Origin of the sequence: Flavicella sp., assembly GCF_037132785.1 — a bacterium.
Lineage (GTDB): Bacteria > Bacteroidota > Bacteroidia > Flavobacteriales > Flavobacteriaceae > Flavicella.
The window spans coordinates 1-19,609 of sequence record NZ_JBAHZZ010000154.1; the positions used below are offsets into that span (position 1 = coordinate 1).

Annotated in this window: 17 protein-coding genes and 1 pseudogene; 13 read left to right on the forward strand and 5 right to left on the reverse strand. The window is 30.7% G+C overall.

The features are described 5' to 3' along the window. Positions 1-310: 310 nt before the first annotated feature. From V5787_RS09960 to V5787_RS09970, 3 genes are all read left to right on the forward strand, one after another. Entirely contained in the window at positions 311-913 is a 603-nt protein-coding gene (locus V5787_RS09960; protein WP_336893082.1) for a hypothetical protein, read from the forward strand. Further along, positions 914-3,520 carry a hypothetical protein gene (locus tag V5787_RS09965; RefSeq protein WP_336893083.1) on the forward strand — a complete coding sequence of 869 codons (2,607 nt, stop codon included), beginning with the start codon at positions 914-916 and terminating at the stop codon, positions 3,518-3,520. Positions 3,521-3,803: 283 nt separating this feature from the next. Continuing rightward, positions 3,804-5,138, forward strand: a complete 1,335-nt coding sequence (locus V5787_RS09970) for a DEAD/DEAH box helicase (RefSeq protein ID WP_336893084.1) — start codon at positions 3,804-3,806, stop codon at positions 5,136-5,138. 101 nt (positions 5,139-5,239) lie between these two features. Here the strand turns inward: V5787_RS09970 and tig are convergent, their stop codons facing one another. From tig to V5787_RS09990, 4 genes are all read right to left on the reverse strand, one after another. Further along, on the reverse strand, positions 5,240-6,562 hold the full coding sequence (gene tig / locus V5787_RS09975) for a trigger factor (protein ID WP_336893085.1): 1,323 nt from the start codon (positions 6,560-6,562) through the stop codon (positions 5,240-5,242). A gap of 71 nt (positions 6,563-6,633) precedes the next feature. Further along, positions 6,634-7,002: a phage holin family protein gene (locus tag V5787_RS09980; protein WP_336893086.1), complete on the reverse strand. Its 369-nt coding sequence runs from the start codon at positions 7,000-7,002 to the stop codon at positions 6,634-6,636. Positions 7,003-7,126: 124 nt separating this feature from the next. Further along, positions 7,127-7,894: an alpha/beta fold hydrolase gene (locus V5787_RS09985; protein ID WP_336893087.1), complete on the reverse strand. Its 768-nt coding sequence runs from the start codon at positions 7,892-7,894 to the stop codon at positions 7,127-7,129. 23 nt (positions 7,895-7,917) lie between these two features. Then, on the reverse strand, positions 7,918-8,637 hold the full coding sequence (locus V5787_RS09990; RefSeq protein WP_336893088.1) for a pyridoxine 5'-phosphate synthase: 720 nt from the start codon (positions 8,635-8,637) through the stop codon (positions 7,918-7,920). 106 nt (positions 8,638-8,743) lie between these two features. Between V5787_RS09990 and V5787_RS09995 the strand changes: the two genes are divergently transcribed. The 8 genes from V5787_RS09995 to murI all read left to right on the forward strand — a co-directional run bounded on the left by V5787_RS09995 (position 8,744) and on the right by murI (position 16,595). Further along, positions 8,744-9,403 carry a CBS domain-containing protein gene (locus V5787_RS09995; protein WP_336893089.1) on the forward strand — a complete coding sequence of 220 codons (660 nt, stop codon included), beginning with the start codon at positions 8,744-8,746 and terminating at the stop codon, positions 9,401-9,403. A 33-nt stretch (positions 9,404-9,436) separates the two neighbouring features. Beyond that, positions 9,437-10,333 (forward strand): NAD kinase, encoded by an 897-nt coding sequence (locus V5787_RS10000; protein ID WP_336893090.1) that lies wholly within the window; start codon positions 9,437-9,439, stop codon positions 10,331-10,333. Between the two features lie 123 nt (positions 10,334-10,456). Continuing rightward, positions 10,457-11,158 (forward strand): DUF6089 family protein, encoded by a 702-nt coding sequence (locus V5787_RS10005; RefSeq protein WP_336893091.1) that lies wholly within the window; start codon positions 10,457-10,459, stop codon positions 11,156-11,158. Then, positions 11,158-11,910 carry an isoprenyl transferase gene (locus tag V5787_RS10010; protein ID WP_336893092.1) on the forward strand — a complete coding sequence of 251 codons (753 nt, stop codon included), beginning with the start codon at positions 11,158-11,160 and terminating at the stop codon, positions 11,908-11,910. Before V5787_RS10005 ends, V5787_RS10010 begins: the two co-directional genes overlap by 1 nt. Beyond that, positions 11,903-14,491: an outer membrane protein assembly factor BamA gene (gene bamA / locus V5787_RS10015; protein ID WP_336893093.1), complete on the forward strand. Its 2,589-nt coding sequence runs from the start codon at positions 11,903-11,905 to the stop codon at positions 14,489-14,491. The genes V5787_RS10010 and bamA overlap by 8 nt, the downstream gene beginning before the upstream one ends. 38 nt (positions 14,492-14,529) lie before the next feature. After that, positions 14,530-15,168 (forward strand): OmpH family outer membrane protein, encoded by a 639-nt coding sequence (locus V5787_RS10020; protein ID WP_336893094.1) that lies wholly within the window; start codon positions 14,530-14,532, stop codon positions 15,166-15,168. Between the two features lie 34 nt (positions 15,169-15,202). Further along, entirely contained in the window at positions 15,203-15,703 is a 501-nt protein-coding gene (locus V5787_RS10025) for an OmpH family outer membrane protein (protein WP_336893095.1), read from the forward strand. A 100-nt stretch (positions 15,704-15,803) separates the two neighbouring features. Further along, positions 15,804-16,595, forward strand: a complete 792-nt coding sequence (murI, locus tag V5787_RS10030) for a glutamate racemase (protein ID WP_336893096.1) — start codon at positions 15,804-15,806, stop codon at positions 16,593-16,595. Between the two features lie 144 nt (positions 16,596-16,739). Here the strand turns inward: murI and rho are convergent, their stop codons facing one another. After that, positions 16,740-18,488 carry a transcription termination factor Rho gene (gene rho / locus V5787_RS10035; RefSeq protein ID WP_336893097.1) on the reverse strand — a complete coding sequence of 583 codons (1,749 nt, stop codon included), beginning with the start codon at positions 18,486-18,488 and terminating at the stop codon, positions 16,740-16,742. Between the two features lie 327 nt (positions 18,489-18,815). Here rho and V5787_RS10040 point away from each other — a divergent pair, with 327 nt between their 5' ends. Then, positions 18,816-19,250, forward strand: coding sequence for a DUF4293 domain-containing protein (locus V5787_RS10040; RefSeq protein WP_336893098.1), 435 nt, complete (start codon positions 18,816-18,818; stop codon positions 19,248-19,250). Positions 19,251-19,519: 269 nt separating this feature from the next. Further along, positions 19,520-19,609 (forward strand): annotated as a pseudogene (locus tag V5787_RS10045) (IS1595 family transposase); the annotation flags it as partial.

Sequence of the window (19,609 nt, forward strand, 5' to 3'; positions counted from 1 at the left end):
ATCTTAACTCCGATTTAAAATATGGACTCTCTGATAAACCACCTCCTAAGACACAAGAAAAGATGAAGGAAAATTTAGAAAATCACATGAAAACACTTCAAAATGATAGCAAAAGGGTAGTCAAATATTTTAAACATCACAACATAAAATATGCTGCGTAAAACTAACGATATATAGATGCGAGGTTAATAGCATTGCTAATAAATTATATTTATCCAATTCTAAATTAGAATTAAAGTAAACCAAACAATTAATATATTGTCATTAAATTTACATAATTTCACCATCAATTAATAGAATTATAAAAACTATGAAAAATAAACCTCTAACAATTTCAATACTTCTTTTTACAGTAATTTTTTGCATAAATGCCCAAAAAAAGAAGCTAGAAAATCCTTTTAAAACAAATGGAGATTTAAACACGCAATTCTTGTATTTAGATAAAACCTCCACAAATTATAAAGAGTATAAAGTTATCAATAAAAAAACGTTTTTTCAGTTACATCAGAACGTACTGGACTCTATGCTAAATAAGCAAGAGCTATTAAATCGTCAAAGAATTGAATACAAAAATCAACTCTCACAAATAAACGAGTTGAATAATAAGGTTGTCGAACTAAATGAAAAATTACAAGAAGCAAACACAAACAGAGACTCTATTACGGTATTCGGTATTGGGATGATCAAAAGTAATTACAACCTAATTGCAGGAAGCATATTACTTTTATTGTTAGCAACGACCCTTCTGTTCTTTTACAAGTTTACAAATAGTAATGTAGTCACTAAAGAGGCAAACCAACAACTGAAAGAAATCCAAAACGAATATGAGGCTCATCAAAAAAGCTCCTTGAGAAGGCATCAAGAAACCAATAGAAAACTTCAAGATGAACTCCTGAAAAACAGAAAAGATTAAATGAAAAATATTATAACTATTACAATTATAATCCTATCAATAACTAAAACAATAGCGCAAAATGACACGCTTTGGTTTGATAATTCATGGAAAAAATGCAATAAAAAATCGGCTAAATTCTACCGACCAATACCTGAAAAAATTGGTGATTTATACCTAGTAAAAGATTTTTATATCAATGGAAATCTGCAAATGGAAGTGTTTTCTAAATACGAAAAGATATTTTTTAGAGAAGGAAAATCCTCTTGGTACAATGAAAATGGGAGCCTATGTCAACAGGCCAATTATAAAAACAATACGCTCAATGGCCTTTTTATTTCATTTTATGATAATGAAAAGTTTGAACTCATTTATAAGAATGGTAAAAAATTTGAAGGCACTGAAATTTATAATAACTATAATGATGTAGGGAAATTAGTATTTAAAAATTACAATAAGACCAAGCACACCCATTATTTTATCACAGCAAAACACCAAGTGCAAAGTGTTTGTTATTTCGATAGTATTACCGAAAACAAAAATTACAGTGTATTAGAAAAATATTATGATAAAACAAACAAATTTTTGGGTCAACTTACGTACGCAGATAACCAACCCAAAAATGGCATTAAGGTGGTTTATAATCACCAAAAAGGGAACAATAATATATCGGAGATATTGTATTATAAGAACAAGAAACACACACATACCGACACCTATTATAGCGACGGTACTCCAAGAGAAATATTCACATCAAAACCAGAAGCAAAAAGCACGTTTTACGATATTAAAGGTAATGTTTTAGGTGAATTACTCTATCAAAACGGGGAAGAATATAATGGTAATCAATTTCAGTTTTACTCAACATATAACAACAAAACCCCCGAAGGAATTATTGAACAAAAACGAACCTTTGCTTTGGGGTTAGTTGTAAAGGATGAAGCATTTTACACCAACGGACAATTAAAAATTGATAGGTCGTATAATGCTGAGTCAAGGTTCGTCGAAAAAGAAATTTCTTATGCTAAAAATGGCGAGATATTAGGGAAACTTAAATATTCTAATGACTATAAACCTTTAAACGGAATACGACTAGGATCTGATATAAGAGAATGGTTTCGTGAGGGTAAAATTGTAAAAACCATACATTATTATCCAGAAAGTGACACCATTTTTAGCAAGCAAGAGTTTGATAAGGTGACTTACTTTAATAAAGATCATTCTCTATTAGGTGTTTTAAAAATTGACACCACACAAAGCTATTTCAGACCTCTTAATGGCAAGCAATTTGTCTACTACAACAATAATTATATTTCGGATATAATAGAATATCTAAATGGGGTAATAGCTAAACAAATTCAATTTCATAAAAGGTATAAGTCTAAAGAAATCTTTAAAAAAGAAACGTTTTTCAAAAAGGAAGAGCATGATATTAAAACACGAGAAATAAATTATTACAGCAATGGAAATAAACAACGTGAGATAACTTTTCATGATGACAAGGATAATGTGAACAGAGGGATATCTCTTTGGCAGGATCGTAGCAAAGGTGTGTTTTATGATAGTCATGGATTCATAATTGGCAATTATAATTACTTAACTCAAACAGGAACGGAATATGAATACTTTGATTATAGCGATTATATAAAATCGATCACAACTAGAGAAAACGGAAAAGTTAATTATGAAAAAGTTTACCAAGATTATAGTACCGTATATTCCGAAAATAGATATGTGCTCATAAAAGAAATAGACATCCTTAAAGAAGGGAAATTTTATGATAAATATGAAAATCTTATTTTTAGTATAACTTATAAGAACGAAAAACCCTACGAAGGTGTTTCTTATAATTCAGAAAACCAAGATGCATTTACCTACAAAAAGGGTGTAAAAGAAGGGGCTTATAAAAAGTTTTATTTTTATGATTTTCCTAATAAAATAATGATAAGCGGTAACTATAGTGCAAATAAACGAGAAGGTATTTTTACGTACACAGATAGATATAACAGAATCACAAAAACAGAAACTTATAAAAACGATGTATTAGACGGTAAAACAATATTTTATGACAGTTTTGGAAAATTACTTTCTACTGTAGTTTATAAAAACGGATTGCCACACGACGGTGAATTCTCAACTCTTATCAATCATTATACCAATGAAAATAAAACAGACTCCTATAAAAATGGTGTTTTGATGGCGACTACGGAATACCTAAATACGGGAACTATAAAAACGGATTATTTCCTAGAATACAGCCAAACCATCATTTTTTATCCAGATACCCAATTTAAAAAATACAGCCTTCAATTTAAAGGAATAAACAAAGCTTTATCTGGAAAATTAGTACGTTATAACACACAAGGTATAGAAATGCACAGTGCAAATTTATTAAACGGAGATCTTATTTCGGGTGAAATATGGATTATTGCTTCAATATACGATTATAAAGGTTTAGATATTCAATATTATCGGCTTGTTAAAAACGAAAAAACATATGGTATAACAATCTATAATACAGATAAAGAGATTGTCTTTCAAGCAAGTGAAAAGGCAAATTTAAGTGAATCCATACTAAAAGAATTGCGACTAGATATTAATAGTCTAAGACTTAATAATTTGTATTGATAATTATTTAAAGCTAGACGTTATAATTAGACTAAAATCAAGTAGAAAAAGATATGTTTCGTAATTACTTATAATACCAAATAAACATCAAAATGGCATAAGCTGTTCAATCAACTCAATGAGAAAGACATTGAGTTACATTTATAACTTGAATCCACAAACTATTAAAAAACATCCTTAGATAAAACTCTTTATTTAAAGACAACACTTTAATTTAAAGTTTGAAACAGTTCTATAATAAAATCTTAAGATTATCTTTGCAAAATAATTGAAACAAGTTATTATGAGGTTTTCTGAATTAAATTTAAATACACCACTACTAAATGCTCTAGACGATTTAGGCTACGATTATGCTACACCTATTCAAGAAAAAGCATTTTCAGTAATTTCTTCGGGTAGAGATGTTGTAGGAATCGCACAAACTGGTACAGGTAAAACTTTTGCTTACCTACTGCCTTTGTTAAAAGGTTTAAAATACTCAGAACAAAAACACCCGAGAATTTTAATTATTGTTCCCACTAGAGAACTAGTACTACAAGTAACAGAAGCGTTAAATGAATTGACAAAATACATCAACACTAGAATTGGTGGTGTATATGGAGGCACAAATATAAACACCCAAAAACAACTAATCTTTGAGGGTCTAGACATACTAGTTGCCACTCCTGGTAGGTTGATTGATTTAGGCTTGAGCAAAGTTCTTAATCTTAAAAAGATTCAGAAATTAGTTTTGGATGAAGTAGATGAAGTATTAAACTTAGGGTTTATGCATCAACTAGAAACTGTTTTGGATTTATTGCCTCAAAAAAAACAAAGTATTCTTTTTTCTGCTACAATGACGGAAGATGTAAAAAACATCATTCAAACATTTTTTAAATCACCAGATACTGTAGAAATAGAAAAATCAGGAACTCCTTTAGAAAAAATAGAACAGAACCTTTACAATACAAAAAACTTTTACACAAAGGTTAATTTACTCAAATTCTTACTCTCTGGCAAAGAGATCTACAGCAAAGTGTTGGTATTTACCAAAAACAAAAAGATTGCAGACAAATTATTTACGGAACTAGAAAACTCTGGAAATAGTGAAGGAGTTTCCGTTATTCACTCGAACAAATCACAGAACTACAGATTACAAGCTATTAAAGGTTTTCAAGAAGGACTACATAGGATCTTAATTGCCACCGACGTACTTGCAAGAGGAATAGATATTGAAGCAATTAGTCATGTTATTAACTTCGACATTACTGATGATGCAGAAAATTATATCCACAGAATCGGAAGAACTGGTAGGGCAGAAAACGAAGGAAATGCAATTAGTTTTATTACAGAAGAAAACCAACCAGTATTGGAAGAAATTGAAGCATTAATGCAAATAAAAATCCCAGTATTAGAATTTCCTAAAGAAGTAGAAATTTCTTCAAAAATGACGGAAGACGAAATACCAAAAGAAGTCATAAAACTCTACCAAAAGAAAAAGTCGAAAGAATTTGCCCCTGGTCCTGCTTTCCACGAAAAGAAAGAGAAAAACAAAAAGACAAACCAAGGAGGGTCTTACAGAAGAGAATTGGCTAAAAAATACAAGAAACCTAGAACTAGAGCACAGAAAAGAAAATAACTCATTGACTATTAGAAAGAGTATTATAACCAATAATAAAACAAAAAAGCACCCTTAAACAAGCTCAGGGTACTTTTTTAGTGTTAAGAAACTAACGTTTCTTATTTATAAACTTCTTTTACAAACTCATCATAAGAAAGTTCTTTCTCTTTAAAAGTAATTGTTTCTTTATAGAAATCTAATAATTTCTTACTTACTAATTGTTCTTGTAAACGCTTCACTTCGTCTTGATTACTAAGAACTCTACTAGTAATATCCTCCAATTCTTTTTCGTCAGGATTCGAGTTTCCGTATTGAGCCATTTGAGTTTTAACATACTCTTTAGTGTACTCTTTTAAATCCTCGAAATCCAATTTAATATTGTTAGCTGACATAACCTTGCTTTCAATTAATTGATAGCGCAAACTTTTTTCAGATTTCTCGAACTCTTCATTAGCTTTCTCTTCAGAAATGGGATTCTCCCCTGCTGTAGCTAACCATTTCTTTAAAAAACTAGAAGGCAAGTCAAACTTTGTGTTTTCAACTAAATATTCAGTTACACTATTTAGCAATTGTTGCTCTGACTGCTGCTTAAATTGACTCTCTGCGTCTTCTTTAATCTTCCCTCTTAATTCTTCAACGGTAGCAACTTTATCTTCACCAAACAATTTATCAAATAACTCTTGGTTCAATTCAGCCAATTCAGTTTCAGTAATTTCTTCAATAGTAAATTTTAAAACAATCTCTAACTCGTGAATTTCATCATGAGATAAACCTAAAGCTCCCATCAATTTATGACTATCTTCAAATAAATTTTTTGATTTCAATTCTAAAACATCACCAACTTCAGCTCCTACAAATTTCTTAATATTTAATTTTCCTTTAATATCAGAAACTGAAATTGTAGATTTTTTATCTATTCCTTTCTCTTCATTCACAAAAGTTCCCGTGATATTAGAAGTTACAATCGCCTCTTCTTTTTGGACAATATTCCCAAAACGAGTTTGTAAGTTTTCAACTTCTTTGTCTATCAAACTATCTTCAGCAATAATATTATATTGAGTAATTTTTTTCTTAGCGCTTAAATCCACATCAAACTGAGGAGACAAACCTAATTCAAATTCAAAAGAAAAGTCTTCTGCATCCCAAGAAAAATTTTCATTTACTTTTGGCAAAGGGTTTCCAAGAATATCCAATTTTGATTCTGTCAAATATTTATTCAAAGACTCTTGCAACATTTTATTGATCTCGTCAATCATGATTGATTTACCATATTGCTTCTTTACCATCCCCATAGGAACATGTCCTTTTCTAAATCCAGGGATATCAGCTTTTTTTCGGTAATCTTTTAAAATAGTTTCTACTTTTTCTTTGTAATCATCAGCTGTAATCTCAACTTTGACAACAGCATTTAACGAGTCTATACTTTCTTTTGTAATATTCATCTTAATTCTTTGACGTTTAAATTCCTTAAAATTGGTGCAAAAATAACACTTTTCCTCGAACTGAACAACCTTTAATTCATTCTATTTCTTGGAGTTTGATCATCTTCAAGCAGTAGTGAAAACAGCACAGAACGAACTCCCCATAGCAACAAACTAAAAAGCAATGCCGACATAAATCCATTCACATGAAAACCGCTTACCATATTACTAGCCATCAAAATGATACCAGCATTTATTACAAAAATAAACAAACCCATACTCAAAATTGTAACTGGTAGAGTAAGCAAAACCAACAATGGTTTCAAAAAGGTATTTAAAAGGGCTAACACTGCGGCAACCCAAACTGCAGAAGTATAATTTGTTACCTCTATTGAAGGCATCAATTTTGAAATAATCAAAACGGCCACAGCTGTAACTAATATTTTAATAAGTGTTTTCATGTTATCTTTATTTACCAATTATTATTACAGCTAAAGTAGTGCCACCTATAGAGTTCGAGACAACTTAACAAAAACACTGACAATAAATCAGTTAAACTATAAAAAAACATGTAAATCTGACTGATTACCCCTCTAAAAACTGACGAACTTCCTTCAAAAACTCAACTGGATTTTCTGCATGTAACCAATGCCCTGCATTAGAAATTCTTTTAATTTCTGCTTTTGAAAAATGAGCCTTAATCAAAGTAAAATCATCATCTGATATATACCCTGAATTCGCACCTTTTAAAAATAACACTTCTCCATCATACTCAGAAAAAACTGGTAAAGGAGCTCCAACTTCATTATTATTCTCTGTTAAACTTTCCAAATTAAAACGAAAACCTAAAATATCTTTTGTCTTTCTATATACATTCTTTAGCAGAAACTGACGCACACTTTCCTCTTCTATATATTGTTTCAGCACTGAATCAACTTCAGTTCTTAAAGATATTTTCGAAAAATCAACTGCGTTCAATGCTTCTAAAATCTGATGATGATGAGGTGGATAGTTTTTTGGAGAAATATCAGCAATAATTAACTTCTCAACCCTCTCTGGAAATGTAACAGCAAAAAGCATTGCCGTTTTACCTCCCATAGAATGCCCTAATAAATAAGAAGATTCTATTTGATAAAAATTAAGATAATTTTCAAGATCTTCAACCAATAATTCGTAATCAAAATCGTCAGAATGAAAACTTCTTCCATGATTTCTTTGATCGACCAGATGCACTTGGTAATTAGCAGCCAGTGAATTTGCTTGCGTTTTCCAATTATCCCCCATCCCGAAATAACCATGTAAAATAATCAATGGTTTTCCTTCTCCTTGAATTTTAGAATGTAATATGTCCATTTATAAATTTTTCTAATTCCAAATTAATTTAGTTTCATTTTATTTTTATACATATTAACAACATTCTCAAGTCCAAAATATAGTGATTCACAGATCAAAGCATGACCTATAGATACCTCCTCCAAATACGGTAAGTTTTTCACAAAAAACTCAATATTATCCAAACTTAAATCATGACCTGCGTTTACACCCATTCCTAATTCATGAGCTAACAGAGCAGACTCAACATAAGGTTTTATCGATTCTTTATTACCATTTGAATATTCAACTGCAAAATTTTCGGTATACAATTCTATTCTATCAGTTCCTGTAGTTGCTGCTGCTTTAACCATTTCTAAATCTGGATCAACAAAAATGGAAGTACGAATTCCGACAGATTTAAACTTTCCAATAACACTCTTTAAAAACTCTTGATTCTTAACCGTATCCCAACCTGCATCTGATGTTATATTATCATCACCATCAGGCACCAATGTAACTTGTGTTGGTTTTATCTCTAACACCATTTTCATAAAACGATCAATTGGATTTCCTTCAATATTAAATTCAATTGTAAGCAAATTTTTTAAATCATAAGCATCCTGGTAATGTATATGACGCTCGTCCGGTCTCGGATGAATAGTAATTCCCTGTCCACCAAACCCTTCTACATCTCTAGCAACCTTAAGTAAATCAGGAGTATTTCCCCCTCTAGAGTTTCTTAATGTTGCTATTTTATTGATATTTACACTTAACTTTGTCATTCTGTATATTTCAATTATTTCAGTCCTTTTACTTTGGTGTTTTTAAAACGCAAAAGTACACCATTTTAGATGAAATTTTATTAATTTGCGTTTTTTAGAAACAACTATGAACCTACAAGATTATATCTCAAACGATTTAACAATCTTAGTTCCAGAGGATACTATTGGAATATCAAAAGAAAAGACTAAAGACCAAAGGCTTAGTCATTTTCCTATTATAAAAAACAATAAGCTTTTTGGTTCCATCTCCGAAAGCGACTTAAGTACATTTGAAGAAGAAGATAAATCAATTTCTGATTTTCAATATGCCTTTGCCTTGTTTTTCGCCACAGAAGACGATACATTAACAGAATTACTTACTCTTTTCTCTATTCATGAATCAAATATTCTACCCGTATTAAATGACAAAAAGGAATATATTGGTTTTTACGAATTAAATGATGTTTTAGCAATCTATACTGAAACCCCCTATTTAAAAGAAGAAGGGATAATTCTTATCTTAGAAAAAGATTCTATCAGTTATTCAATTAGTGAAATCGCACAGATTTCCGAAACAAACAACGTTTCTATTTTAGGTCTATATATTTCAAAAAAAACAGAAAAAAAAACAGAAATCACTATAAAAATAAAAACAGAAAACATCAACGAAATTATACAGTCATATCGTAGATATGAATACAATGTCATTTCTAATCACGAAGACGATTCATATTTTGAAGATTTAAAAAACAGATCTAATTATCTGCAAAAATATTTGAGTATTTAAAGGGATAACCTCACAACAAACAACAAAGACTCTATGAAGAAAGTAGCCATTTTTGGACAAGCCTACAAAAACACAGATCGCCGATATTTCGATATCCTAATTGAAAACTTAAATAAATTCAATATTGAAATTATCATAGAAAAAGATTTTGTAACAATCTTAAACGACCTTGGAGTTCAAAACTTAAATTACAAAACGTTTCAGCAGAACAAAGATCTCGATAGTTCTTTTGATTTACTTTTTACTTTAGGAGGTGATGGAACAATATTGAATGCCGCTACCTTGGTTAAAGATTTAAAAATTCCTATTTTAGGAATAAATACTGGTAGATTGGGGTTTCTAGCAACTGTTAAAAAGAAAGAAATTGAAAACACAATTAAATCTTTAATTGCCAAAGAATATACTATACAGGAGAGAGCTGTTCTGCAAATAGCAAGTAATGACCCTAATATAAATTTTAACGGCATTAACTTTGCGCTAAATGAAGTTACAATTGCTCGTAAAAATTCAACTTCTATGATTCGTGTAGAAGCCTACTTAAACGACGAATACTTGACGACCTACTGGTCTGACGGTCTTGTAGTTTCTACACCTACAGGATCTACTGGTTACTCATTGAGCTGTCATGGTCCTATTATCATGCCAGAGTCTAATAATTTTGTTTTAACACCGATTTCCCCCCATAATTTAAGTGCTAGACCTTTGGTAGTTCCTGATCAAACAGAAATTAAATTAAAAATCATCGGCAGAGAAAAAGAATTCTTTTTATCACTAGACTCTAGGGTATTTACCGCTCCGTTTGAAATTGAGTTGACCTTAACAAAAGCTGATTTTGCTATAAAAATCATACAACTCAACCAACAAACATTTATTAGAACCCTAAGAGAGAAGTTGTTTTGGGGTCAAGATAAAAGAAATTATACATCTTAGTATCAATAAAACATAGTTTATTCCATAAGATACAATAAATCAATTTCATTTTAGTTAATAAAAGAAGATAGATTAGCTATCAAAACGAATTGAAATAATTATATTTGCATGCTATTTTTAAATATGAAGGAAAAGATAATAGTTTTAGTACTTATTTGGTTTACAACCAATTCACATGCCCAGCTTCACGAATTTGGGACTACTCTTGGAGGCAGTAATTATGTTGGTGATATTGGCTCATCTATGTTAATTCGACCTAATGCTCCTGCTGTAGGATTAATCTACAAATACAATAGAAACCCTAGGATTTCTTATAGAATATCGTATACTTCAATGAAAATAATAGCAAACAATTCCGAATCTAAAAACGAGGTCATGCAACAATTTGACACTCCATTAAACAAAACAATAAGAGAACTAACTGCTGGAATTGATTTCAATTTTTCAGAATACCAAATATCCCATTGGAAAAAAGCGCATACTCCATATTTAATATTTGAATTAGCAGCCTTTTATTATAAAAAAGCTGAGGGCACAGCAGAAAACTATTCCTACAAATCTCAATTAGGAATTGCAATACCATTTGGAACTGGTTACAAAGCCCAAATTTTCAATAATATTATTTTAGGCTTTGAGGTTAGAATCCGATATACATTTACTGATGACTTAGATGATAGCTTGTTTTACAAAAACGAAATACTAAAAGACCACCCTGAAAACGCAAAATTCGGAGACCCAAACACAAACGATTGGTATGCCTTTACTGGATTTACAATCACCTATACTTTTGGTAAGCCTTTATATTACTCAACGAAACGACGCTAATGAATTATTTAGAACAGATAGACTCAAATAACATTCCACAACATGTTGCAATAATCATGGATGGTAATGGACGATGGGCCAAACAACAAGGTATGAACCGAATTTTCGGACATAGAAATGCATTAACTGCCATACGAGAATCTGTAGAAGCTGCAAATAATATTGGAACAAAAGCTATAACTTTTTATGCTTTTTCAACAGAAAACTGGAAGCGTCCTAAATTTGAAGTAAACGCTCTTATGAGACTACTTGTTAGAACCTTAAAAAAAAATCTTCCAGAATTTCAAAAAAACGGAATACAAGTAAAAGCAATAGGAAATCTTAATAGACTTCCTAAAAGAGCACAAAACACATTAAACAAAATAATTGAAGCAACTAAAACAAATACAACGATTATTATTACATTTGCCTTAAGTTATGGATCGAGGGAAGAAATTGTGAATGCAGTAAAAAACATATCAGAAAAAATTGTTAATAATGAACTGTCCATCGAAGATATTGATGAAAAAATTATTAATAGTCATTTATATACAGTTTCTTTGCCCGAAGTTGACCTAGTTATCAGAACAAGTGGAGAACAGCGTATAAGTAATTTTCTTTTATGGCAAATTGCATATGCAGAGTTTCATTTTACTGAAGTTCTTTGGCCTGACTTTAGAAAAAACGATTTTTATAAAGCTGTAATTGAATATCAAAATAGAGAACGACGCTTTGGAAAAACAAGCGAACAAATAGAAAACTTAAATGAATAATATTAAAATCGCAACTCTTTTTTTGAGTTTTGTGCTACGCACCAACGTAGCCATATCTCAAAAAACAGAATCTTCTGCAGCAAGCTCTCCAACACCTTTTGAAAGTGGTAAAGAATATACTTTAGGTGAAATTTCTGTAACTGGCGCCCAACAATTTAGTGAGCAATCTGTAAAGGTATACTCAGGTTTAAAAACGGGCCAAACAATAAAAATTCCTGGAGACAAACTATCAAGTGCTATAAAAAAACTATATGGAACCAAACGTTTTAGTTCTGTTGAAGTTTTCATCTCTAAAATAGAAGGAACCACAGCCTATCTAGAATTTAAAGTTGTAGAATTACCCCAAATTAGTAGTATTACGATTACTGGTATTAAGAAATCAAAAGCAAAAGATCTTAGAGAAGACGCTGACATAAATAAAGGTGACATGCTTACCGATAACCTTATGGTAACGACCAAAAATTATTTCAGAAAAACGTATACCGATAAAGGGTATTTAAAGACTAAGGTTAATCTTAATACTCGGCGAGACACTACGGAAGGTAACGCTATGGATCTTTTAATTAAAATTGATAGAGGAAGTAAAATAAAGATTAAAGAAATTACATTTAAAGGAAACAAAGACGTTAGTGATGCAAAACTTAGATCTTATTTAAAAGACACCAAAAGAAAATTTTGGGGACGTTTTTGGAAATCATCCAAATACATTAAAGAAAAATACAAAGTAGATTTACAAAATTTATTGGACAAATACAGCGAATTGGGATACAGAGATGCCCGCATAGTTTCTGATAGTATTATTTGGAATGACAATGATAAAACTATCAATTTAGAAATATCTCTTGAAGAAGGAAAACGATACTATTTTGGAAATATTAACTTTTTAGGAAACAGCCGCTACCCAACAGCTCATTTACATAGATATTTACGTCTTCAAAAAGGAGATGTTTACGATTCAAAATTATTAAATGAAAGGGTTAATGGAGATGGTTCACCTGACTCGCAAGACATAGGATCATTATACCAAAATAGTGGATATTTATTTTCAACGGTGAATGTGGTTGAAACTAGAGTAGATAATAATGAGATTTCTGTAGAAATTAGAATCAATGAAGATGAAATTGCAACCATTAGAGATGTTTCTGTTTCAGGGAATGAGGTAACTAATGACTTTGTAATTTATCGAGAACTAAGAACGAAACCTGGAGACCTTTACAGTAAAGAGAATATCATACGTACTATTCGTGAAATTTCACAACTTGGATTTTTTGACGCAGAAAATGTAACACCTGATTTAATACCTAATTATAACGACAAAACGGTTGATATTGATTATTTAGTTGTCAAAAAAGGATCTAGTCAGATTGAACTTCAAGGAGGTTATGGAGGCGGATCATTTATCGGAACCATAGGACTGTCATTTAACAACTTCTCTATTAAAAATATTTTTAACGCAAAAGAATACAAACCACTACCAATGGGAGATGGTCAAGCTTTATCTTTAAGGTTACAAATGAGTAGATATTATAGCACACACAGTTTTTCCTTTACAGAACCCTGGTTAGGAGGCAAAAAACCGAAGTCCCTATCATTCTCAATTTACAATTCAAGACAATATCAAGTTGACTACAGTACAAACGATGTAGATAAAAGCCAGAGATTAAATATTTTTGGAGTTACCGTAGGTCTTGGTCAGAGATTGACCTGGCCAGATGATTTCTTTACCCTAAGTCAAGCCATCAGTTTTAAACAATATGACATAAACCAATATCAACTTGGTTTGTTAAACTTCGAAGATGGAACGGGTACTTCTAACAACTTATCTTATAGTATTACCCTAGCAAGAAATTCATCTGGACCGAGTATGATTTTCCCAACTACAGGATCTGAATTTAGTATTTCAGCTAAATTTACTCTTCCTTATTCATTTATTAGCAATACTGATTTTGCTAGTTTAGAAGATGACCCAGCATACTTAGAACCATCTTATGATTACAACGGTAATTATCTTGGAATGGTACCTATTGAAGGGAGAATAAATGAAGAAAAATACAAATGGTTGGAATATTATAAATTCTCATATAACTCTAAATGGTATACAAAACTAATTGGTAAATCTGTTTTAATGACTAAAATAGATTTTGGATATTTAGGATATTATAATAAAGATTTAGAGGATATGCCTTTTGAAAGATACTATGTAGGAGGTGATGGATTGCAACAGAGCCAGTTTGACGGTAGAGAAATTGTAGGTTTAAGAGGATATGAAAACTCTAGTTTATCAAGCTCTAATGGAGGAACTATCTATAACAAGTTTACAATGGAAGTTAGATATCCAATTACATTAAAACCTTCAGCCTCTATTTATGTATTAGGATTTATTGAAGCTGGTAACTCTTATGATGACTTTAAGACATATAATCCTTTTGACGTAAAAAGATCTGCTGGGATAGGCGTTAGAATATTTATGCCTGCATTTGGACTTTTAGGTATTGATTTTGCAAATGGTTTCGATCCTATTCCAGGAAGTTTTGAAAACTCTGGATGGCAAACGCACTTTATTATTGGACAACAATTCTAAATTCTTATATTTGCTTCTAAGAAAAATCACGTTAAATAATGTTAAAAAAAATTTCCATATTAATCATTTTCTTAAGTTGTACTTGTTACGGTCAAAGACCACAAACAATTGCTTATATAGATATGGAATATATATTACAAAATATCCCAGACTACAATAAGGCTCAATTAGAATTAGATTCCAAAGCGTCTCAATGGAAAATTATTATTGAAGAATTTGAAACTGAAATAAAAAACATGAAATCTGACTTAAATGATGAGAAAATTCTTCTTACTGAAGATCTAATTATAGAAAGACGAGAAGATATTGAAATTAAGGAAAAAGAACTTTCGCAATTGAGAGCAAGTTATTTTGGTACATACGGTACGTACTTTGAAATGAGAAAACAGTTGGTCCAACCAATTCAAGATGAAGTTTACAGTGCAATTCAGCAAATTGTAGCTAAAAAGAATTACGACTTTGTATTTGACAAAACAAGTGATTTAACAATGTTGTTTGCAAATCCTAAATACGATATTAGTAAAGTTGTTATTTCTTACATCACTAAAAGTGAAAAAGAAAGAAAAAGAGAAGAAGAAAAACTTAAAAAAGAAAATTCTAAACAAGATCGAGAAAAAAGAATCGAAGAACAAAAAATAAAAAGAGCTGAGCGAGAAAGCAAGGTAATACACAGATAAACAACCAAAGAAATAAATATTAAAAAAACAAAAGATGAAACATTTTAAAACTTTATTAGCAGCTGTAGTAATAACACTAGGTATGAGTACATTTACCCAAGCGCAAAAAGTAGCTCATATTAATTTTGAAGAAATCGTGTCTAAAATGCCTGAAACATTAAAGTTACAAGCTGATTTAGAAAAACTAGGGAAGACTTACGGTGAAGAAATTACAAGCGCACAAAAAGCCTTAAAAGCTAAAATAGACAAATATACAGCTGAGGAAGTTTCTCAAACGACCGCTCAAAATGAAGCTAGAATTAAAGAGGTTCAAGCTGACCAAGGAAGAATTCAACAATTGCAACAAGTAGCACAACAAGAATTACAACAAAAAGAAAAATCTGCTTTAGAACCAATAATTAAAAAAGCACAAGATGCAATTAAAACGATTGCTGAGACTAAAGGATTCGAATATGTTTTAGATTCAAAAGCATTAATTGTATCTGAAGGTGAAGATCTTGGTCCTGCTGTAAAAACTAAATTAGGTATTCAGTAAAAAACTACCTATTTAACTTCAAGCTCGTTATTCAAAAGAATAACGAGCTTTTTTATTATTTTTTTTCCATTTAAATTCAATATAAAAAATATTATTTTTCATGAATACAAACCCAATAGGCATATTTGATTCTGGAGTTGGTGGCCTTTCTATCTGGAAAGAAATCACAACGTTACTTCCAGATGAAAGTACTATCTATCTGGCTGATAGTGCAAACGCACCTTATGGAGACAAAACTCAAGAGGAAATTATTGAACTTTGTATAAAAAACACAGAAAAACTCATTAGTTTGGACTGTAAAATAATTGTAGTTGCCTGTAATACAGCAACTACAAATGCCATAAATATTTTACGTAAAAAATACACCATCCCGTTTATCGGTATTGAACCAGCAATCAAACCTGCTAGACTTCAAACTAAAACGAACTCCATTGGTATACTTGCAACCAAAGGAACTCTTAACAGTTTATTATTTGCTCAAACAGCAAACAAATATATGGATGGTATTAAAATTATTGAAATAGAAGGTAAAGGTCTTGTTTCTTTAATCGAAACAGGAAAAATTCACAGTCCAGAAATGACGCATTTATTGTATCAATACATCCATCCAATACTTCAAAATAATATTGATTGTTTGGTTTTGGGCTGTACGCATTATCCGTTTCTAATTCCACAAATAAAAAAGATCACTGGAGACACAATAAACATAATTGATTCTGGTCGTGCTATTGCTAAACAAACCAAAGCCATATTAATATCACAAAACACCTCGAACAACATTTCGAATTCATCACCCGCACATAAAATATATTCCAATTTGAATACTGAAATTATCAAAACTTTATTAAATAATCACTCTTTAAATTTTGACTTAATCCTAGAAAAGTTTTAAAAAAGATTGACAAGAAAATATTAATAAAAAGAATAGAAAAAACGATTAAGAAATGTTTGTTTTCTTAATCGTTTTTATGATTACCTGTAGAGAACTACTTTTCAAAATTCTAAAAACATAGCTCCTTTTTTGTCATTAAAACTCTTATCCATTCATAGAGATAAGAAACTCTTCATTATTCAATGAGTATTTAACTTTGTCGTTAATAAACTCCATAGCTTCAATAGGATTCATATCCGCTAAATATTTTCTAAGCACCCACATACGTTGTACTGATTTTGCATCAAACAATAAATCATCTCTACGCGTACTAGATTTTATCAAATCAATTGCAGGGTAAATTCTACGATTAGAAATATTTCTATCTAACTGAAGTTCCATATTACCTGTTCCTTTGAATTCTTCAAAAATAACCTCATCCATTTTTGAACCTGTTTCAGTAAGAGCTGTAGCAATAATCGTAAGCGAACCACCATTTTCAATATTTCTAGCAGCACCAAAGAAGCGTTTGGGTTTATGCAAAGCATTTGCATCGATTCCTCCAGATAATATTTTACCAGAAGCTGGAGCAACTGTATTATATGCTCTAGCCAAACGTGTTATTGAATCTAACAATATCACAACATCATGACCACATTCAACTAGCCTTTTAGCTTTCTCTAAAACGATATTTGCAACTTTAACATGTTTTTCCGCAGGCTCATCAAAAGTAGAAGCAACAACCTCTCCTTTTACACTACGCTGCATATCTGTAACCTCTTCAGGTCTTTCATCTATCAATAAAACAATTTGATACACTTCAGGATGATTCTCTGCAATAGATTTTGCAATATCTTTAAGCAACATCGTTTTACCAGTTTTTGGCTGTGCAACAATCATACCTCTTTGCCCTTTCCCTATTGGAGCAAATAAATCCATAATTCTAGTAGATAAAGTTTTCCTTTTATCTACTAAATTAAATTTTTCATCTGGGAACAGTGGTGTTAGGTGTTCAAAAGAAACTCTATCTCTTACTACGTTCGGATTTAAGCCATTTATTTTTGAAACTCTAATTAATGGAAAATATTTTTCCCCTTCTTTCGGAGGTCTTACATTACCCAACACAGTATCCCCAGTCTTTAATCCAAATAATTTAATTTGAGATTGACTTACATAAATATCATCAGGAGACGACAGGTAATTATAATCCGAAGACCTTAAGAAACCGTAACCATCAGGCATCATTTCTAAAACTCCTTCACTTTCTATAATACCATCAAACTCATAATCTGGATCTCTAAATTTTGTAGTACTCTTATTGTGGTTTTTTTCTTTATTCTGTTGATTTTTATGTTGAGGAACCTTCTTGTGATTTGCTTTTTGGTTTTGATTTTGATTTGGGTTTTGATTTGGGTTTTGATTTGGATTTTGAGGATGTCTGTTTTTAGCATCTTTATTCCTTTGTTGAGGAGCATTAGCTTTCGGTCTTTCCTCTTTTGTTTTCAATTCATCAGTGCTTTTGGACACGACATTCACTTTTGTTGACTCCGATTTCTCATCTCTCTTAATAGGTTTAGATACTTTTGCAACAAGCTTTTCTTCTTTTTTTTCTAATTCCTCAACGGGTTCCTTCTTAATAATCTTTACTTGCTGTCTAACAGGAGGTTTAGACACAATGACAGTGTCTTTGGATTCAGGTTTATCAACTCTGACTCTTTTTTTTCGAGGAGTCGTAGATTTATCTACTATAACTTTAACAGTAGTCTCTTTAGCTCCTGCTGAAGCTTGAGCATCTAAAATTTGATAAACTAAATCTATTTTCTTTAATTTACTCGTTTTTTTTAATCCAGTTTCTTTGGCGATAGCCTGTAACTCAACAAGAGTTTTACTCTTGAGTTGTGAAATTTCAAACATGTTACTAAGTGTATAATTAATTGATCTTCTCTAGTTAATAATTACAGGAAGAAGTGCGAAATGATTTTTGTGATTACTTAAAATACTATATATTTTGCTGAGTACAAAACAAACAATTTTATATTGCTATTACGCAAATATATGATAATATTTATAAATCCCCTATTTAAAGGATAAAAATGCAATAAATTAATTTAGATAATCAAATAATGCAAGATATTATTTATCAATTAAGTAAAATAAAACCAATAAGACAACTGTACTTTATTAGAAATTTATTGAAATTTCAACATAGAAAGCATACTTTTGCTTTTTAACGAATAATTAATGATACAACGTATACAATCAATTTATTTACTACTATCTGCATTAGTTTCTGGTGTTTTAGTGTTCCTAATCTCTTTTTGGATAACTGAAAACCAAGAAACTATCAACGTTTTAGGTTTGATAAATGATGAACGTTTTTTAATAAAATCTATCGGAATTGGATTTTTAATCTCAAGTGCTTTGTCATTTTTGTCAATTTTTTTATTTAAAAACAGACAAAATCAATTTGTACTAGGACGAATAAACATTCTGATTAACTTCTATTTATTAGGAGTCTTGTTAATTGAATCTCTAAATTTACCTGGAGAAACTACTGTTTCTGTGAAAGGTATTGGGGTTTTTCTTCCAATAATCGTTGTTGTTTTTCTTGCCATGGCAAACAAAGCAATTAAAAAGGATGAAAATCTCGTAAAATCTGTAGATCGATTGCGATAACCCTAACATCTTAGTTTATTTATGCGAAAAAAACCCAAAGTATTACTTTGGGTTTTTTAAATTAAAACACTATTAATCTCTACTCTTAAATATCCTAATTCCCTACTAAAAACTCCCCCACTTTATAGAGAGCTTCTAATTTGGCGCTTTTACTAAAAAAAAACCAATATTAAATCCCCCTCCCTATCGCCTATAGAGCAACTACTTAAATAAAATAACTGAGTTAGTCATTTAGTTTCTGTATCTTAGTATCATTAAATATAACAGATATGGATGTTTTTCAAGGTCAAAATATACTGAGTTTTATAAAAGAATTACCAAATGATGAAGCTTGTAAGGCTTATTTAGCCAAAATAAAA

Excerpts from the sequence above, each read along its gene's own strand:
- V5787_RS09960 (WP_336893082.1), top strand. The coding sequence starts at position 311 with ATGAAAAATAAACCTCTAACAATTTCAATACTTCTTTTTACAGTAATT.
- V5787_RS09990 (WP_336893088.1), bottom strand. The coding sequence starts at position 8,637 with ATGACAAAGTTAAGTGTAAATATCAATAAAATAGCAACATTAAGAAAC.
- rho (WP_336893097.1), bottom strand. The coding sequence starts at position 18,488 with ATGTTTGAAATTTCACAACTCAAGAGTAAAACTCTTGTTGAGTTACAG.
- V5787_RS09980 (WP_336893086.1), bottom strand. The coding sequence starts at position 7,002 with ATGAAAACACTTATTAAAATATTAGTTACAGCTGTGGCCGTTTTGATT.
- V5787_RS10000 (WP_336893090.1), top strand. The coding sequence starts at position 9,437 with ATGAAGAAAGTAGCCATTTTTGGACAAGCCTACAAAAACACAGATCGC.
- bamA (WP_336893093.1), top strand. The coding sequence starts at position 11,903 with ATGAATAATATTAAAATCGCAACTCTTTTTTTGAGTTTTGTGCTACGC.
- V5787_RS10025 (WP_336893095.1), top strand. The coding sequence starts at position 15,203 with ATGAAACATTTTAAAACTTTATTAGCAGCTGTAGTAATAACACTAGGT.
- V5787_RS09995 (WP_336893089.1), top strand. The coding sequence starts at position 8,744 with ATGAACCTACAAGATTATATCTCAAACGATTTAACAATCTTAGTTCCA.
- V5787_RS09970 (WP_336893084.1), top strand. The coding sequence starts at position 3,804 with ATGAGGTTTTCTGAATTAAATTTAAATACACCACTACTAAATGCTCTA.
- V5787_RS09985 (WP_336893087.1), bottom strand. The coding sequence starts at position 7,894 with ATGGACATATTACATTCTAAAATTCAAGGAGAAGGAAAACCATTGATT.
- V5787_RS10010 (WP_336893092.1), top strand. The coding sequence starts at position 11,158 with ATGAATTATTTAGAACAGATAGACTCAAATAACATTCCACAACATGTT.
- V5787_RS10040 (WP_336893098.1), top strand. The coding sequence starts at position 18,816 with ATGATACAACGTATACAATCAATTTATTTACTACTATCTGCATTAGTT.
- murI (WP_336893096.1), top strand. The coding sequence starts at position 15,804 with ATGAATACAAACCCAATAGGCATATTTGATTCTGGAGTTGGTGGCCTT.
- V5787_RS10020 (WP_336893094.1), top strand. The coding sequence starts at position 14,530 with ATGTTAAAAAAAATTTCCATATTAATCATTTTCTTAAGTTGTACTTGT.
- V5787_RS09965 (WP_336893083.1), top strand. The coding sequence starts at position 914 with ATGAAAAATATTATAACTATTACAATTATAATCCTATCAATAACTAAA.
- V5787_RS10005 (WP_336893091.1), top strand. The coding sequence starts at position 10,457 with ATGAAGGAAAAGATAATAGTTTTAGTACTTATTTGGTTTACAACCAAT.
- tig (WP_336893085.1), bottom strand. The coding sequence starts at position 6,562 with ATGAATATTACAAAAGAAAGTATAGACTCGTTAAATGCTGTTGTCAAA.